Raw genomic sequence first — 15,207 nt, 5'->3', positions numbered from 1 at the left:
TAAAGAGCTAATTTAAAAGAGCAATAAAAAACGACCGAAACAATCTTAATTATTAAGATGTCGGCTGTTTGATTATATCTACGTTGAGTTCCAAATCGGAACTCCTGTTTATTAGCTTGAAATCCAAGCTTAATTTATCCTTTCAAGTTCCCGGGGGAATTTTGAAAGCCTGCGTATTATAGAGGTATTGGTGATAAATGCAACAACTAATTCAAAACAAAGTATCAATGATTAATTCGTCTAAATAAGTGCCAGCTTATATTATGTGACTATACTGGAACTAAATTTTTCAATGCGGGTCAATAGCTGCATTAACTAATCTCATTTCGTAAAGAAGCGATTTTTTAGATAATATGGTATCCTATCACGCTAATTTTGCTTTTTAACACCCTCAATATGGTGAGTCGATGCGTATTTTTAATTATTGTTTAAACGTTTTATCTGCTGGATTTAGTCGCTTATTTGTTAAAAGCAAAGTCCTTCCAGAAAACCCTATTAAACAGTACGATTTAAATCTTGATTACCCTACATTTTATATAGTGCGTTTAAATTCTCGTTTTGATCTTGCGGCGCTGGCTCATGCTTGTAAAAAACACGGCTTACCTAGTCCTACTGAAGAGCAAATATTAGGTGATGAACATTTAGAGCGATTTATTGGTATTAAAAATCCACCACCTTTATTTGGCGATACAGCAAAACCAACCAATGCACTGGCACAAGGCAAACAAATAATTGATCACCTTATAAATAGTGGCCAAAAAAATGTACAAGTGATACCTGCAACTATTTTATGGGGACGCGATCCAGGTAAAGAAAAACCAGGATTACGTACTTTAATAACGCATTCGGTTACACCAAGCTGGTTTAGAAAGTTTTTTGTTGTGTTGTTTTCTGGTCGCGACAACTTTATTCGCTTTAGCCAACCACTCGACTTATCACTTATTGTAAATGAAAAAGCTGATGTAAATGAGCTACCACAAAAATTACTACGTGTTGCCCGGGTTCACTTTAAGCGTCAAAAACTTGCGGCAACAGGTCCTAAAATGCCATCGCGCGAGCAGCTCTTTAATTCACTATTGGCCTCTCCTACCATTAAAAAAGCCATTCAAGATGAAGCAAAAGCTAAAAATATTAGCCAAACCGAAGCTCGTCAAAATGCGCTTAAGCTACTTGATGAAATAGCCGCAAACTATTCTGAAGCAATGATACGCGTTGCTGATCGCTTTTTAACATGGCTTTGGAATAAGCTATACAACGGTATACACATAAAACACACAGAGCAATTGCATGAACTAACTAATAAAGGCCATGAAATTATTTACATGCCTTGTCATCGTAGCCATATGGACTACTTGCTTCTTACTTACTCTATTTACCATTTAGGTTTGGTACCACCGCATATAGCCGCAGGTGTTAACCTTAACTTTTTCCCTGCCGGTGGTATATTTCGCCGCTCGGGTGCGTTTTTTATTCGCCGCTCGTTTGCAGGCAATAAACTTTACTCGGCTATTTTTAAAGAGTATTTGAGTCAGTTGTTTATTAAAGGTTACTCAGTTAAGTTTTACACCGAGGGCGGGCGTAGCCGCACGGGGCGTTTGTTACCGCCTAAAACTGGTATGCTTGCAATGACCTTTCAAGCCATGCTACGCGGTATCGATCGACCAGTATCAATAGTCCCTGTGTATATTGGCTACGAACATGTCATGGAAATAAATACGTACCTTAAAGAGCTTGCTGGAAAAGATAAGAAAGGCGAGTCGGTATTTGGTATTTTTAAAGCGATAAAAAACCTTAAAAACTACGGACGTGGTTACCTAAATTTTGGCGATCCTATTTCGGTTAACCAATATTTAAATGATAACCAACCCGACTGGCGCGACGCGGTTCACCCAACTGACGTACAAAAACCTCAGTGGTTAGGCCCACAAGTTGCAGCCTTAGCAGACCAAGTTATGGTTAAAATTAATAATGCAGCTGCATTAAATGCTGTTAACTTATTAGCAATGGTATTGCTAGTAAACGACAAGCACGCTTTAAGTAAACCAAAGCTATTAGCTCAGCTCGATTTTTACTTACGCCTGCAGCGTGATGCAAGTTATAGCGATAAAGTAACCGCGCCTGACGAAACGCCTGAGCAACTTCTTACACATGCCTTAAAACTTAACAAATTTGATGTGATAAGTGATGAGTTTGGCGAAATTATTGCCATTAGCGATAAAGAAAAAACACTCTTTAATTATTACCGTAACAATATTTTGCATCTATTTGCAGTACCTAGCTTGTTGGCATTGCACTTATTTAAGCAGCACACGACAACAATTAAGCAGTGTGAACAATTAGTACATTCGTTTTATCCACTATTTGCCAAAGAATGGTATTTACAGCCCCTTGATGAAAACTACATTACGCGTATCTTGGCCAATTTTGCTGATCAAAACTTAATTGAATTTGATGGCGACAATATACACATTACTAATACCAACGACTGCTTAGCAAAATTAGAAATGCTAGGGCGAGCATTGAGCTTCACTCTGCAACGCTACGCCATTGTGATTGGTTTTATACAAACGAGTAATGGCATTGAAAAGGCTGAGCTTGAGCGAGAAAGCCAAGTATTAGCAGATCGCTTAGGCACATTACACGGCATTAAAACACCGGAGTTTTTTGATAAAAAAGTACTGGTTGGTTTTATCGATAACTTACGTGGTGAAGGGCTTGTTACAGAAGGCGACAATGGCTTGGTGGGCAGTACGCAATTGTGCGAAACCTATTCACAACTTAAAACATTGCTACCTGCCCGTATATGGCAATCGATTAGCGACATTGTTCAAGATCAGTGTAACTAGCCGCTATACATAGATAGGGTTAGCGCTGACGCATAACCCCTTCTTGAATTGTTGAGGCAACCAAGTTGCCTTGGCGATCAAAAAACTGCCCTCTTACCAGCCCTCTGCCTGAGCTCGCACTCGGACTGTCTATGGTGTATAAAATCCAGTCGTCTAATCTAAACGAGCGATGAAACCACATTGCATGGTCAATTGTTGCAACCTGCATATTTGGCTGCATAAACGACACGCCATGCGGCTGTAATGCCGTTGGTAAAAACTCAAAGTCAGACGCATAAGCCAATAAGTAATTATGAATACGCTGATCATCGGGCATATCACCATTTGCTCTAAACCAAATATGTTTAACTGGCTCAATCGCTTCTGGTTTAAAGGGGTTATGAAATGTCACAGGGCGCATTTCAATAGGCATTTCGCGAATAAATTTATTACGAATCACCTCGGGTATATGCTCAGCATTTTCTTGATAAAACTCAAGCGACGAACGTAGCTCTTCCGGTTGCGGTACATCTGGCATCGTTGCCTGATGCGAAAGCCCGTCTTCAACCGCCTGAAAAGATGCAGTCATATAAAAAATAGGCTTGCCGTATTGAATTGCACTTACACGACGGGTACTAAAGCTTTTGCCATCGCGAATAGTTTCAACATCGTAAACGATAGGTTTAGCAGCATCCCCTGGGCGTAAAAAGTAAGAATGTAAAGAGTGAACAATACGTCCAGCCGGTAGGGTTTCCTTCGCTGCTGATAGCGCTTGCCCCATTACCTGACCACCAAAAACAGCTCTAAAACCCAAATCTTGGCTTTGCCCTCGATATAACCCTTGCTCTATTTCTTCAAGTGTTAATAACGATAATAAATCATCTAAAACTTGGCTCATTATATGTTCCTCAATTCCCTAATAACTTAATGATACTATAGACTACAACTATGTAAATCTTTGTTAGGAATACAACTATGGCTTACTGGCTGTTTAAAACCGAACCCGATGCTTTTTCAATTGACGACCTAAAACACGCACCTAATCAAACAACATTGTGGGAAGGTGTACGAAATTACCAAGCCCGAAATTTTTTGCGTGATGATGTTAAAGAAGGCGATTTAGTGATGATTTATCACTCAAGCTGCAAAAACGTAGGTGTAGCGGGTATAGCAAAGATAACAAGCGCAGCCTATCCAGACCCTACTCAATTTGACCTAAATAGCGATTATTATGACCCTAAAGCCACCAGCGATTCACCACGTTGGGTAGTCGTTGATGTAACCTACCACCAACATTTGAATAAAATGGTTAGCTTAAAATCTATAAAAGCAAACGACAGTATTACAGAGTTGGCACTAAAAAAAGCAGGAAGATTATCGGTTATGCCCGTAACAGAGCACGATTGGAATGAAATTATGAATATGGCTAAAGAGTAAAGTTGTAACGCCGTACTTATTTTTTTACTGCTTTTTTCTTTTTGTGCCCGTGCTTGGGCACAATGGCAAAATACATAATGAGCCCTAACCACGAAAAAAAGATGATACCGATGAGCCAACCGTTTTTTTCGTGGCCTTGCGTACGCTTACTGTTTAGTACAATGACTACAGGTAAAATGTACGCACTTAAAATAACAATTAAAAATATAACTTCATTCATTATTTTTCCAAGCTTGACCAATCAACTTCGGCGCTCAATACACGCTCAACAGAAATATAGTGGAGAATATCTCCTTCACTCACTTTATAATCCAAAGGTGGATTTAAGTCCATATTTTGAGCACTCAAGTTATGTGCAACACCCAACAAAATAGCGTCGTGCTGCCTTTTAAAATGATTAAACAAGGTGCCAAATTCCATTTCCTTACAGCCACTGGGTACTTTTAAGCTAAATTGTGTATCACCATGTAATGTAGAAAGTAGCTCTTCTTGCACTCGACTAGAGCCGGGGTCTTGCATTGAACGAACTAATATTTCAGCCGACTTAGCACTGCTACATTCTATATTTTGACAATGCTCCAGTAGCATATCGACCTTGGTTTCATCTAAAAAGTGAGCACTAATATGACACTCATCTTTTACTAAGCGGCTAATACGCAGCGCAGTAGTAAATGTTTGGTCGTCGTCTTGCCCATCAATAATTACTTTATCGGCGTGACTTATTGCTACACGCTCTAACTCTGCTAAATCAGTAAAGCTAGAAAGACGCGCAAAATCAACCTGCTCATTTGCTAAAAACGGATGATCCATCTGCTCTGTTACCGCGAGTAAAATACGACGTTCAGTGCGCTTTGTATCCGCCAAAATGTAATCAATCATTTTTTTAGTTCTGGTATCGTGCCAACCAAAAATAATGATGTGGTTATTACTGTGAGCAAAATCTTTATCACCAGTCATAGCGTGCCTAATTAAATAAGTAACAGTTTGCCCTGCTTTTCCAAGCAAAACACCAAATAAAGCTAAACCAAACGGAATTTGTATTAAAGCAACCACCCATCGACCAAGCTCTGTTGTCGGGCTAAAATCACCATATCCTACTGTTGACGTTGTCACTGTGTAATAGTAAAAAAAAGTGGTTATAGAGGTTAACGCCTGTTCGTTGGCAGCATACAGTAGCAACCAGGTTACGAGCATATGAGTTAAAATTGCAAAGGTCACTGCTTGCCAGCTCAATTGATCAATATGAGCGCGCACAAGTAACGCTAACCTTTTAAATATCACTGGCATAATACAAAATCTTTGTTATTAATTTATCTATAAACAGTACGTTACTGTATGCCTTAGTTTTAATCAACGTTTAAGGTATAGACAGTATAAAACTGTCCCCTGTAATACTAATTGTGATTTGCACATAACCACATTTCGTGATTAATTAATCTACAAACAAACACTAAACTGTATTTTTATGCTTAATAGAATAGCCACCCCATTTACAAAACTGGTTGAGCGTTACCTACCCGACCCATTTATATTTGTAATTTTGCTTACACTTATTACATTTGCCGCTGCCAGTATATTTACCCCTTCCAGCAGTATTAATGTACTGCACGCGTGGGGCAATGGGTTTTGGAACCTATTGAGCTTTGCTATGCAAATGCTGCTTGTACTTATTACAGGCTACATGCTGGCAAGTACACCTCCCATTAGCAAAGTATTAGAAAAACTAGCAACCTTAGCCAACACCGCGCCTAAAGCAATTATATTAGTTACTTTTATCTCACTTTTAGCGAGCTGGCTAAACTGGGGATTTGGCCTTGTTATTGGTGCATTGTTTGCCAAAGCTATTGCAAAACATACCCGTGTAGATTATCGATTATTAGTAGCTAGTGCCTATACTGGCTTTGTTGTATGGCATGGCGGCCTTGCAGGTTCAATTCCGCTAACTATTGCAACACCAGGACACTTTTCACAGGCAAGTATGGGTATTGTGAGTACAGATCAAACCTTATTTGCAGGTTTTAATATTGCCATTTTGATTGGTTTATTTATTATCGTCCCATTAGTAAATCGCTACATGTTACCCAATGACAACGACAGCGTTTATATCGATCCAACCCTATTAAACACCCGCACACCTGCAGCAAGTAAAATAACGCGTCCTTCGCAACATTTAGAACAAAGCAAACTGCTAGGTATGGGCATTGGCTTAATGGGGCTTGCCTACTTAAGCTATTACTTTTTTATCTCTGGTGGCGGCTTAAACCTCAATAGTGTAATTGCCCTGTTTTTATTTTTAGCTATTACGCTACATCAAACTCCTCACAATGTGCTTAATAGCTTACAACAAGCAATTCCGAGTGGTGCGGGAATTGTAATTCAGTTCCCTTTTTATGCCGGTATTATGGCGGTCATGGTCGATACAGGATTAGCACAACAAATATCACAAGGCTTTATTGCCATTGCGGATGCCGATAGCTTGCCATTTTATAGTTTTATTAGTGCAGGACTCGTTAATATGTTTGTGCCCTCCGGTGGCGGACAATGGGCTGTACAGGCACCTATTGTAATACCCGCAGCGCAAGAGCTGGGCGCCGATATATCCCGTGTTGCTATGGCTGTGGCATGGGGCGATGCGTGGACCAATTTAATTCAACCTTTTTGGGCACTGCCCGTATTGGCTATAGCGGGCCTAAAGGCAAGAGATATTATGGGCTTTTGCGTGGTACAACTGATTATTACTGGGGTATTTATATCGCTGGTATTGAGCTTTTATTAATAAAGCTTTGCGCGTAGTTAAAAATTAACTGCGCGCACAATTATCAGCTAGACAAAATTGTCATCGGCAAACTGAGTATTGGATTGTCAGAATCTGCAAAATGCATCATCACTGCTACATGCCCTGCAACTACAAGTGCGTACATAACGGCTGAAAAACCTTGTCCGTATTTATCTAGTGGTATTAAATGCGAGTAATGTCGTCCGCGCCATTCAAACACAATTTCTAGCGCCCCAACAAATAAAAAGAACACCAGTAACATTAAGCCAAATGTATAACTAAGCCATAAGCCAAAAAACACACCCAGCAAGCATACACTTAGTCCAATCCATGAGCGCATAGAAAAGCTGATACTCTTTAATACATGCCCACCATCTAGCGGTAAAATTGGCAGTAAGTTAAATAAATTAAGCAATGCACTGAGTACCGCAACACCAGCAAATATTTCCATCTCCGTGGCGTAATATAAAACAACACCCAACACAGAGGTTATTAAGCCAAAAGCAGGCCCCATGAGCGATATGACCACATCTTGCCAGCGGGTTGTTATTTTATCGTCACTGACAGCTAAGCCACCCACAAATGGGATTAAGTAAATACCTTTGGTTTTTATGCCAAAGTACTTCATAGCTCTTACATGCCCATACTCATGCACCACTAAACACGCAATAAGCATAAGCGCAAATTCAATGCTAAATAACCAGGCATACCCAGCAACAGATGCACCTGCCAACGCAGCCTTTACTACTTTTGCGCTTTTAAATAGTTTAAAACCTAACGCAGCAAAACCTAAAAAACCCCTTTTAGATTCACCATTAACTGGGGCTGGTAAAGCGAGCTGGGTAGCAAATTGCTCATCTACAAATAACGAAATACTTTGCTCGGCAGTTGTGCTGGTATCTATGCCTATTAATTTATCTTGAAAGTTAAATTGATAGTAATGTTCTCGAGGAGTATCAAACGCAATAGCTTGCTGGTTATGAAATACTTGTACTATTTGCTGCCCAGAAACCATTAATGAAAATGGCTGGTCAGCCAAGGTGAGGTCTATTCTTATCATAATTAAAGCCATTTAAAATAATCGCGCTAGTATACCGTTTGGCTAAAAAAACACGAGGGCAGGCGTTAACTATTGTATTAAATTTAAGTACCTAACAATAGCTAACGTTGCGAGCGAAAGGCTACTTTTCTTCTTCAGGATGTTCGTCTTCTTCACTTACAATATGCGCACTGCTGGCCAAGCGCTTACGCCAGCGTTGCTTTGCCACTGCACGCATATTGGTTGACTGATCGCGTTCGTCGACTATTTCTAAGCCCATTAGTGATTCAATCATATCCTCAAGCGTTACTATGCCGCGCACTTCTCCGTATTCATCCACGACTAAACATATGTGCGTACGCTGAGTTAGTAGCGTTTGCAATAATGACGATACATTTTGAGATGTGGGTACTGTGTAGATTGGTTTGATCAGCTTACTGATTTTATAATCGGTGCCTAAACGATGATACGCTAACATAATATCGTTTTTATGCACAAAACCGACAATGTCGTCGGCATCTTTATCGAATATTAATACGCGGGAAAACGATGACGAGCCGTGCTCATTTAAATATTGGTTTACTGTTAAGTCTTTATGTACTTTAAAAATAACTGTGCGTGGCGTCATTAAATCAGACAATTTTGCATGCCTAAAATGTAAAAGATTACGAATAATTTCAGACTCATCTTCGTGCAAAGCGCCCGATTCAGTGCCAATATCGGCCATGGCTTCTATTTCTTGGCGAATATAGTAAGCCTCGTCGTGCTTTGGGCCCATTAGGTTTGTTAACTTTTGCGCACACCATACAAAGGGCTTTAGCGAAATCACCAAAAACCGTAAAGAGTAGGTAACACTTGGCGTTAAGGCACGCCAGTAATTAGCACCCAGAGTTTTTGGGATAATTTCAGAAAGAACCAAAACCAGTAAGGTCATAATTGCTGAGGCAATCCCCACTGCAGCATCAGAAAAAACCACGGCCGCTTGCGCCCCCACACCCGCCGCACCCGCTGTATGCGCGATGGTGTTTAAAGTCAAAATGGCTGCCAGTGGCTGATCTATATTATTTTTTAGTTTTTCAAGCTGCTTAGCAAGCACAGGTTGCTCTTTTCTGAGTGATGCAACATAGCTTGGCGAAATGCTTAGCAGCACCGCTTCCATCACAGAGCACAAAAACGAAATAACAATGGCCACAACCATATAAACAATCAGTAAAGTCACTTTTTCTCCTTTATATTGGGTATGTGAGCATGGTAACAATACATGCTATATTTGACCAAACACCCAATAATAACAGGCACAATAATGAAATTTAATGCACCTTGGTTTTACCGCAAAAAGCAATTTAAACGAGCCTTAGGTTTATTAGCCTTTAGCAGTTTAAGCTTTGCAGCAATTGCTGAACCATTGGACAAATCAAAAATGCAATTTATCGGCCCCTTGGCCGAAGATATGCAATTAAAACCTTTTCAAACGCCGCATGGCTCAGCCATTATCAACAACCTTTTGCCACAATTACAAGCAAACTCAGACAGTTTTTCTATTTTCGGTAAAAAACAAAGCTGGCAGCCATTCAATAAAGTAAGCGCACTCACCCTTGGCGGACTACAAGCACTAAAATTTAATATTGAAACAGTGCGTTTTACACAAGGCACCTTAACATTAAAAGGGGTTGAAAATGGGCAATTATTTATTAATGGCGAACCCCAAAAAGGGGATAAAAATAGTTATAAGCTTGCATTAACTAACTCCACTCACAGCGTTATTATTTTGGCGCAGCAAGTCGCAAACTGGAGTGATGTGGTTATTGATTTCACCCCTAAGAGTGACACTGATAAAATTACGCTAAATACATCATACACAAAGCGCTTATCAGCAAAGCAACTGTTTGATGCGCCAACCATGAGTAATATATCTTTAGCGCCTAACGCAGAGCAATACATAACCACTAAGCGCACTTACGACGATAAAACTCAAAATCAAGCCAACTTGGTTACCGAGTTAAAAAATACCGACAACTCAACTGTATATCGATTTGAAGATGGGCAACCAAGCAACATTATTTGGAGCCCAGATAATCAGTACTTAGTGTATTTATTAAAGGGTGAGCTTAAACAACTTAATCGAAAAAGTTTAGCCATTAAAACACTGGCAAACGACTTAGCCGGCGCCAGTGGCTTCACCTTTTTTAACGACACCAGCCTAGTATTTAGCTGGTCTAAATCACCAGAGAGTAGCAACAACTTAACTAAGCATTATAAAGGCCTTCAAGATCGATGGTCATACGCGCGCACCACCAGCCAACTTTATATGCTTGATACTAAAAGTGGCTTAACAAAAGCACTTAGCCAAGGCCCGCTTTCTCATAGCTTTGAAGATTTAAATAGTACGCGTGGAAAAGTATTAATGAGCCGTTCGGTTATGGCTATGCAAGCGTCTACTCACCCTGAGACAGAGCTCGTTGAGCTGGATATAAAATCAAACAAGCTCTTGTCACTTGGTAAATTTAAAACATTTAACCAAGCAAAATACGCAAACAAAGACGTGTATGTTGTTGCAGGTCCCGACTTTAAAAATGGCGCTGGCAGAGCGTTGCCAAAGTCAATGCTTGCTAATAACTACGACGGACAGCTTTACCTGTTAACTAACAACGGTAAAAATGTTACTGCGCTCAGTAAACAATTCGACCCATCGATTGGTCAGCTAAGCGTGTTAGAAAACGGCGATGCGGTACTTAAAGTGACCGAAAAAGATACCCAACCACTGTATTTATTTGACCTCAGTAAGCAGCGCTTTAAAAAGTTAAATACCAGTGTAGATATTGTAGAAAAATTTAGCGTTTCACATGGGCGCAATTCACAAGTTTTAATCACTGGCACAAGTGCTTTAGCACCGCAACAACTAAAACGCCTTAATATTAGTAAAAACAAAACCGATCTTATTTGGGATTCAAAACCAATTGCTTATGCCAATACAACAATACCCACCCTTGAAGAGTTTAACTTTACTAATAAAAGTGGCGTTGAAATAACCGGGCGTGTTTATGTGCCAAGTAACCTAGATAAAACTAAAAAGTACCCTGCACTTGTTTATTATTACGGTGGTACATCACCTGTTACCCGTGGTTTTACTGGCCGTTACCCATTTAACTTATGGGCCGAAAACGGCTATGTGGTTTATGTAGTGCAACCTACCGGCGCGACAGGTTTTGGACAAAAGTTCTCAGCACAACACGTCAATGCATGGGGTGATTACACCGCCGACGATATTATCGAAGGAACACAGGCTTTTTTGAAACAATACGACTACGTAGATAACACTAAGGTCGGTAATTTAGGTGCCTCTTATGGTGGCTTTATGACCATGCTATTGGCAACAAAAACCGATTTATTTAGCGCTTCTATTTCCCATGCCGGTATTTCAAACTTAACCTCTTATTGGGGCGAAGGGTGGTGGGGCTACTTATACTCTGGTGAAGCATCTAAAAACAGCTTCCCATGGAATAACGCCGATCTGTATAGCCAACATAGCCCAGTGTTTCATGCAGACAAAGTAACTACACCATTACTGCTTATTCACGGTGACAGTGATACTAACGTACCCGTAGGCGAGAGCTTAACAATGTACACCGCACTTAAACTACTAAATAAAGACGTGGAACTTATTGAGTATAAAGGCGCCGATCATCAAATTTTTGCGCGCGATAAACGCTTTAACTGGTGGAATACTATGTTGGCATATTTTGATAAAAAACTAAAAGACGAACCACAATGGTGGGATTCAATGTACGAAAATAAGTAATTTAAACCGGAATTTTATATCTTTATGAAAAGCGCCCTTGAATATGGGGCGCTTTTTTGATTTTTTATAGTTATTTTAATATTTTTGAAATATTAAGTTACTTAAAACTAGCATGTAACCCCTTCTCAGTATTTACCTAATGGTGCTACCATACAAAGCTACAAGCATTTAAAATAAAGTACTATGGCTATTAATGTTTTATTGGTTGAAGACGATGAAATACTCGTTAAACGCATTCAAAATCACTTTGCAGAGACCGAATTTACAATAGAAGTAGACTCAACTGGCGCTGATGCATTGAGCATCGTTAGGCAGCGAGTAAACCTGCGTGATGCATTTACCCTCGCTATTATTGATATTGTACTGCCTAAAATAGACGGCCTTCAGCTCGCCAAAGAACTTAACACACTAACAGATATTGGTGTTATTGTGCTTTCTAGTCGTGATTCACAAGCAGATCGAATAGCAGGCCTTGCACAAGGTGCTGACGACTATATTTGTAAGCCTGTTGACTTGCTTGAGCTTGAACTGCGCATGCGCGCTTTATATAAACGCGTTGCCGTTAATATGGATAGCGACGAAAGTGAAGAGTTTATTGAATACGCCGACTTTAAATTACACCCCGATAATCGCACCCTTATTACCTCCTCGGGTGTTGAATCACGTTTAACTGAAGCAGAGCACAAAGTACTTATTTGCTTAATAAGTAATGCAGGTAAAGCCACTTCACGTGAAAAAATATCTGAAGAAATAGGCCAACCAGATTGGAGCCCTAACGATCGTACAGTCGATGTTCTTATTGGTCGATTACGTAAAAAACTAAACGATGAAAAAGATCAAAAGCGTATTGTCACTGTGCGCGGTAAAGGTTACATGCTCTCTTTATAGCCGCAAGTAAAAAAAGTTTAGCCTCAATTTTAGCTACTTAGTAAGTTGAGCAATTAAGCGCTCAAAGGCTCTGTAATTTAATGCCTCTTTTAAATCGTCTAAGCTAATTTTTTCATTTCTTTTTAAATCACTAATCGTTCGCGCTACTTTAATAACTCTATGATAAGAGCGCGGCGATAAAGACAGCTTTTCACTGGCCTTAGCTAAAAACTGCAGCTCTGCTGGGGCAAGCTCACAGTGAATACTCATTTCTTTATTATTTAGCCGCGCATTTACTTTGCCTTGGCGTTTTAACTGTATGTAATAAGCTGCTTCTACCCGTGCACGCACTTGTGCGCTGGTTTCTTCTTGCTTAGTGCTTTGCAGCTCCACGCTGGTTAACCGTGGTAGCTCTATTTGCAAATCAATACGGTCAACAAATGGGCCTGATACACGAGATAAATAACGTATAACTTGATCGGGTGTTGCTCTTTTATCGGTGTGGCTTCCAGTAGGACTGGGGTTTAACGCTGTAATGAGCTGAAACTGTGCAGGAAACTCCATTTGCCGCGCCGCACGCGAAATAGTTACCGTACCGGTTTCCATTGGCTCACGAAGGGAGTCGAGTACTTTACGCTCAAACTCTGGTAGTTCATCTAAAAATAATACCCCATTGTGTGCCAGCGAAATTTCACCCGGCTTAGGGTTTGATGACCCCCCTACTAATGCAACCGCCGAACAGGTATGATGAGGATTACGAAAAGGGCGTTGCCGCCAGTTTGTTAAATCGATTGAATGACCAATAATTGAATAAAGTGCGGCAGTTGAAAGTGCCTCATCATCAGACATAGCCGGCATTATTGTGGCCATTCGTTGAGCAAGCATTGATTTACCGGTTCCCGGTGGACCTAAAAACAACAAGTTGTGCCCGCCTGCAGCGGCTATTTCTAATACACGTTTAGCGCCGGGTTGACCTTTTACGTCGCTCAAATCGAGTAAAAAGTCAGGTGCTTGCGTACAGTCTGGATACTCTATATTTAACGGCAACGGCTGCTGGTTTAGTAAATCACCCCATACTTCTTGAATCGAACTTACCGCTTTGCGCTTTACGCCATTTACAAGGCTTGCCAGGCTATCATTAGCTATGGGTAAAAAACAGCAGCGGTTTTGTTCCTTAGCTGCAAGCACAGAGGGCAAAATAGCATTTACTCCACGTACCTCACCGTTGAGTGCAAGCTCACCGTAAAACTCATATTTATGAATATCAGGGCACACTATTTGCCCTGATGCTACCAAAATGCCTACGGCAATGGCCAAATCAAACCGGCCACCGTCTTTGGGTAAATCAGCTGGGGCTAAATTAACAGTAATGCGTTGATCAGGGAAACCAAATTGAGAGTTTTCAAGCGCGCTGCGCACTCTGTCTTTTGACTCTTTAACAGAGGCTTCGGGAAGGCCTACAATGTGGAATGCGGGTAAACCAGTTCCTAAGTGAACCTCTACAATAACTTCAGGGGCATTAATACCCACCTGAGCACGAGAATATATACGAGCTAATGACATTCCTTATCCTAATCAATCCTATGATTAAGTAAGTTTAGTCAGGATATTTAAAAACGTGTAATGTGATTTTCCATTTTATTGCTGAAAAACGTAAGAATAATGTCATCAACATTGCCAATACCATCGCCAGCTCAGTCACAAATGAAAAATACACACTAAGTGTATAAACAATACCACCCGCAATACAGGTAATGGCATAGAGCTCTCCTTTTAACAGCATAGGGATTTCGCGGGCGAGCACATCACGTATTAAGCCTCCAAAACAAGCCGTTATGACTCCCATTATGATTGCTGTCATTTCTGGCATACCTGCAAGTAGTGCTTTTTGAGTACCCATTACAGCAAAAAAAGCCAAACCGAATGCGTCTGCTATTTGAAGTGTGTAATACGGAATAGACTTTTGCTTATTAATAAGCCGAGATGTAATAAGTACAGCAGCTAAAATAGCAAAAAAATAGCTTTGATCATGTAGCCAAAATACAGGAACGTCTAGAATCACATCGCGAACAGTTCCCCCACCAATAGCGGTCACTGTTGCTAATACTACAACCCCAAAACCATCCATTTTTTTCGTAGGCCACTAATGTGCCTGAAATAGCAAACACAGCAATGCCGATTAAATCAAACCAGTGATACAGTTCTGTCATGTAAAAGTGCACTTAAAAATATTTCAGCCGTTTTAACATACCCAGCACGAGGTGTTAAGTAATAACGAATTTAAAATGATTGGTATAGTATATGGGCAAATGTAATAACAGCTTTGCTATTAAGAATTACTGAATTTCAGGCATGATAAAACACGCTTTTAGCGCATTACTTTAATAGTGCTTTTTATTTCAGTGGTTGCGGGAGCCTGAGCTTATAGAAAGTGAGCCTACGGCCTTTGCTGGCTAATGGAGAA

The 15,207-nt window shown here is 40.3% G+C and carries 11 protein-coding genes and 1 pseudogene; 5 read left to right on the top strand and 7 right to left on the bottom strand.

Annotated elements, in window-relative coordinates; translation table 11 throughout:
• Window positions 1–407 precede the first annotated feature (407 nt).
• On the top strand, window positions 408–2,846 hold the full coding sequence (gene plsB / locus P20480_RS09375; protein ID WP_008129559.1) for a glycerol-3-phosphate 1-O-acyltransferase PlsB: 2,439 nt from the start codon (window positions 408–410) through the stop codon (window positions 2,844–2,846).
• A gap of 19 nt (window positions 2,847–2,865) precedes the next feature.
• On the opposite strand, the gene tesB is transcribed toward plsB, so the two are convergent.
• Window positions 2,866–3,723, bottom strand: coding sequence for an acyl-CoA thioesterase II (gene tesB / locus P20480_RS09380; protein WP_006791363.1), 858 nt, complete (start codon window positions 3,721–3,723; stop codon window positions 2,866–2,868).
• A 77-nt stretch (window positions 3,724–3,800) separates the two neighbouring features.
• On the opposite strand from tesB, the gene P20480_RS09385 reads away from it, so the two are divergent.
• Window positions 3,801–4,262, top strand: a complete 462-nt coding sequence (locus P20480_RS09385) for an EVE domain-containing protein (protein ID WP_008129557.1) — start codon at window positions 3,801–3,803, stop codon at window positions 4,260–4,262.
• Window positions 4,263–4,278: 16 nt separating this feature from the next.
• Here P20480_RS09385 and P20480_RS09390 read toward each other — a convergent pair whose 3' ends face one another.
• Both P20480_RS09390 and P20480_RS09395 read right to left on the bottom strand, forming a co-directional pair.
• Window positions 4,279–4,482, bottom strand: coding sequence for a PLDc N-terminal domain-containing protein (locus tag P20480_RS09390; RefSeq protein ID WP_006791365.1), 204 nt, complete (start codon window positions 4,480–4,482; stop codon window positions 4,279–4,281).
• A complete protein-coding gene (locus P20480_RS09395; RefSeq protein ID WP_008129556.1) occupies window positions 4,482–5,549 on the bottom strand; it encodes a potassium channel family protein in 1,068 nt (355 codons plus the stop codon). The genes P20480_RS09390 and P20480_RS09395 overlap by 1 nt, the downstream gene beginning before the upstream one ends.
• Before the next feature lie 178 nt (window positions 5,550–5,727).
• Between P20480_RS09395 and P20480_RS09400 the strand changes: the two genes are divergently transcribed.
• Window positions 5,728–7,038, top strand: coding sequence for a short-chain fatty acid transporter (locus P20480_RS09400; protein ID WP_008129555.1), 1,311 nt, complete (start codon window positions 5,728–5,730; stop codon window positions 7,036–7,038).
• A gap of 43 nt (window positions 7,039–7,081) precedes the next feature.
• Here P20480_RS09400 and P20480_RS09405 read toward each other — a convergent pair whose 3' ends face one another.
• Both P20480_RS09405 and P20480_RS09410 read right to left on the bottom strand, forming a co-directional pair.
• Complete coding sequence (locus tag P20480_RS09405) at window positions 7,082–8,098, bottom strand: metalloprotease (RefSeq protein ID WP_008129554.1); 1,017 nt, start codon at window positions 8,096–8,098, stop codon at window positions 7,082–7,084.
• Between the two features lie 121 nt (window positions 8,099–8,219).
• Entirely contained in the window at window positions 8,220–9,296 is a 1,077-nt protein-coding gene (locus P20480_RS09410; RefSeq protein ID WP_008129553.1) for a hemolysin family protein, read from the bottom strand.
• Between the two features lie 84 nt (window positions 9,297–9,380).
• Here P20480_RS09410 and P20480_RS09415 point away from each other — a divergent pair, with 84 nt between their 5' ends.
• Window positions 9,381–11,876, top strand: a complete 2,496-nt coding sequence (locus tag P20480_RS09415) for an alpha/beta hydrolase family protein (protein WP_008129552.1) — start codon at window positions 9,381–9,383, stop codon at window positions 11,874–11,876.
• 183 nt (window positions 11,877–12,059) lie between these two features.
• Complete coding sequence (locus P20480_RS09420) at window positions 12,060–12,764, top strand: response regulator transcription factor (RefSeq protein ID WP_006791373.1); 705 nt, start codon at window positions 12,060–12,062, stop codon at window positions 12,762–12,764.
• A 33-nt stretch (window positions 12,765–12,797) separates the two neighbouring features.
• Here P20480_RS09420 and P20480_RS09425 read toward each other — a convergent pair whose 3' ends face one another.
• Together P20480_RS09425 and P20480_RS09430 are read right to left on the bottom strand one after the other, a co-directional pair.
• Complete coding sequence (locus tag P20480_RS09425) at window positions 12,798–14,306, bottom strand: YifB family Mg chelatase-like AAA ATPase (protein ID WP_008129551.1); 1,509 nt, start codon at window positions 14,304–14,306, stop codon at window positions 12,798–12,800.
• A 34-nt stretch (window positions 14,307–14,340) separates the two neighbouring features.
• A pseudogene (locus tag P20480_RS09430) lies at window positions 14,341–14,953 on the bottom strand (trimeric intracellular cation channel family protein).
• Window positions 14,954–15,207 lie beyond the last annotated feature (254 nt).

Source organism: Pseudoalteromonas sp. BSi20480 (assembly GCF_000241365.1).
Classification (GTDB): Bacteria; Pseudomonadota; Gammaproteobacteria; order Enterobacterales; family Alteromonadaceae; genus Pseudoalteromonas; species Pseudoalteromonas marina.
This window is presented reverse-complemented; position numbering and strand designations above follow the sequence as displayed.

Coding starts and splice junctions, on each gene's coding strand:
- tesB (WP_006791363.1), bottom strand. CDS start 3,723: ATGAGCCAAGTTTTAGATGATTTATTATCGTTATTAACACTTGAAGAA.
- P20480_RS09385 (WP_008129557.1), top strand. CDS start 3,801: ATGGCTTACTGGCTGTTTAAAACCGAACCCGATGCTTTTTCAATTGAC.
- P20480_RS09390 (WP_006791365.1), bottom strand. CDS start 4,482: ATGAATGAAGTTATATTTTTAATTGTTATTTTAAGTGCGTACATTTTA.
- P20480_RS09425 (WP_008129551.1), bottom strand. CDS start 14,306: ATGTCATTAGCTCGTATATATTCTCGTGCTCAGGTGGGTATTAATGCC.
- P20480_RS09405 (WP_008129554.1), bottom strand. CDS start 8,098: ATGATAAGAATAGACCTCACCTTGGCTGACCAGCCATTTTCATTAATG.
- P20480_RS09395 (WP_008129556.1), bottom strand. CDS start 5,549: ATGCCAGTGATATTTAAAAGGTTAGCGTTACTTGTGCGCGCTCATATT.
- P20480_RS09400 (WP_008129555.1), top strand. CDS start 5,728: ATGCTTAATAGAATAGCCACCCCATTTACAAAACTGGTTGAGCGTTAC.
- plsB (WP_008129559.1), top strand. CDS start 408: ATGCGTATTTTTAATTATTGTTTAAACGTTTTATCTGCTGGATTTAGT.
- P20480_RS09420 (WP_006791373.1), top strand. CDS start 12,060: ATGGCTATTAATGTTTTATTGGTTGAAGACGATGAAATACTCGTTAAA.
- P20480_RS09415 (WP_008129552.1), top strand. CDS start 9,381: ATGAAATTTAATGCACCTTGGTTTTACCGCAAAAAGCAATTTAAACGA.